This is a genomic window from Trebonia sp., assembly GCF_049794275.1.
In the GTDB taxonomy this organism is placed as follows: Bacteria; Actinomycetota; Actinomycetes; order Streptosporangiales; family Streptosporangiaceae; genus Trebonia.
In genome coordinates this window covers 1-1,851 of the sequence record NZ_JBARCR010001154.1, presented here as the reverse complement: position 1 = coordinate 1,851, position 1,851 = coordinate 1, and the positions used below count along the sequence as shown (strand labels likewise).

At 72.7% G+C, this 1,851-nt stretch carries 2 protein-coding genes; one reads left to right on the top strand and one right to left on the bottom strand.

All coding sequences use genetic code 11. The annotated features are described in order from the left end of the window. Positions 1-119: 119 nt before the first annotated feature. The gene (msrB, locus tag WA805_RS28535; protein ID WP_422280274.1) at positions 120-533 is read right to left on the bottom strand and encodes a peptide-methionine (R)-S-oxide reductase MsrB; all 414 of its coding nucleotides are present in this window, start codon (positions 531-533) and stop codon (positions 120-122) included. Positions 534-587: 54 nt separating this feature from the next. On the opposite strand from msrB, the gene WA805_RS28530 reads away from it, so the two are divergent. Then, a partial coding sequence (locus WA805_RS28530; protein ID WP_425243872.1) for an ATP-binding protein occupies positions 588-1,851 on the top strand: 1,264 nt, incomplete at its 3' end.

Below are 1,851 nucleotides of genomic sequence, written 5' to 3'. Positions count from 1 at the left end.
GTGGCCACCAGGCCGACCCGCAGGGCCCGCGAGCGCCGACTGGACGCCAAGCGCCGCCGCGCCCAGGTCAAGCGCAACCGTCGCTACGAGTCAGGCGACCAGTGAGGCCGGGCCGAAGACTAAGACTCCGCCGGCTCGACAGGCTCGAGGGTCATCGAGATCGAGTTGATGCACCACCGCTCGTCGGTCGGCGTCTGGTACCCCTCGCCGGTGAACACGTGCCCGAGGTGCGAATCGCACCGCGCGCACCGCGCCTCGACCCGGATCATCCCGTGGGCCCTGTCCTCGATCAGCGTGACGGCGTCGGACGACGTCGGCTGGTAGAACGACGGCCACCCGCAATGCGACTCGAACTTGGCGTCAGAACGGAACAGCTCCGCCCCGCACGCCCGGCACCGGTAGACCCCGGTCGTCTCCGTGTCGGTGTACTCACCGGCGAACGGCGCCTCGGTTCCCGCCTGCCGCAGCACCCGGTACTCCTCGGGCGTGAGCTGCTCGCGCCACTGCGCATCTGTCCGGCTCACCTTCTCCATACTGCGAGGTTAATTGATTCGGCGGAATGTCGGTGCAGCACGGATAATAGAGACATGGCGACACTAGTCGGCCGCGCTGCCGAACTCGCCCGGCTGGCGAACCTGCTGGACGAGGCGGCGGCGGGCCATGCGGTCGCCGCGCTGGTCAGCGGCGACGCGGGGGTCGGTAAGTCGCGCCTGGTCGCCGAGGTGGCGGCCAGCGCCGCGAGCCGGGGCTTCACCGTGCTCACCGGCCAGTGCGCGGAGATCGGCGACAGCGTGCCGTACCTGCCGTTCGCAGACGCGCTGCGCACTGCCTCGCCTGACCTCGAGGCGGCGGTCAAGACCCGCCCGGTCCTCGCGATGCTGCTGCCCGACGGCGACGGCGGCTATGACCGGGAGTCCGACTGGTCCGGGCTGACGAAACAGCAGATGTTCGGCGCGATGCTGGGCCTGCTCGCCGAGCTGTCGGACGAGGCCCCGGTGCTGCTCATCCTCGAGGACCTGCACTGGGCCGACGCCACCACCCGCGACCTGGTCACGTTCCTGCTCCGCATGCTGCACCGCGAGGCCGTCGCCATGATCGGCACGTACCGCACCGACGACCTGTACCGCCGCCACCCGCTCCGGCCGGTGCTGGCTGACCTGCGAAGGCTGCCATCGGTAGTGCAGGTAGAGCTCGGCCCGCTGCCCCCGTCCGCGCTGGCTGAGCATCTTTCCTCCATCCGGAACGGGCGCGGCCGTCTCCCGGCCGCCGCCCTCAACCACATCGTGGAGCGGGCCGAGGGCAACGCGTACTACGCCGAGGAACTGCTCGCCGCCACCACGGCGTCAGGACCGTCGGGCGCGCTGCCGTCCGGGCTCGCCGCGTTGCTCATGTCCCGGGTGGAGCTGGTGTCCGACGCGGCCCAGCTGGTGCTGCGCGCGGCGGCGGTGGCCGGCCGGCGCGCGTCTGACGACCTGGTCCGGGCCGCTGCCGCGCTGCCCGAGGGCCGCTACGACGAGGCGGTGCGCGAGGCGGTCGCGCACCAGCTGCTCGTCCCCGACGGCGCGGACGGCTACGCCTTCAGGCACGCGCTGCTGCGCGAGGCGGTGTACAACGACCTGCTGCCTGGGGAGCGGACCCGGCTGCACGCGCGGCTCGCCGCGCTGCTGTCCGGCGTGCCAGGCGCGGCGGCCGAGCTCGCCCACCACAGCCTGGCCAGCCACGACGTGCCCGGCGCGTTCACCGCGTCGATCCGCGCCGGGGAGGAGGCGCACCGGATCGGCGCGCCCGCCGAGGCGCACCAGCACTACGACCAGGCGCTCGCGCTGTGGGACCGGGTGCCGGACGCGGAGC

What these genes read in the sequence shown, in the direction of transcription:
- msrB (WP_422280274.1), bottom strand. Translation starts at nt 533, where the DNA reads ATGGAGAAGGTGAGCCGGACAGATGCGCAGTGGCGCGAGCAGCTCACG.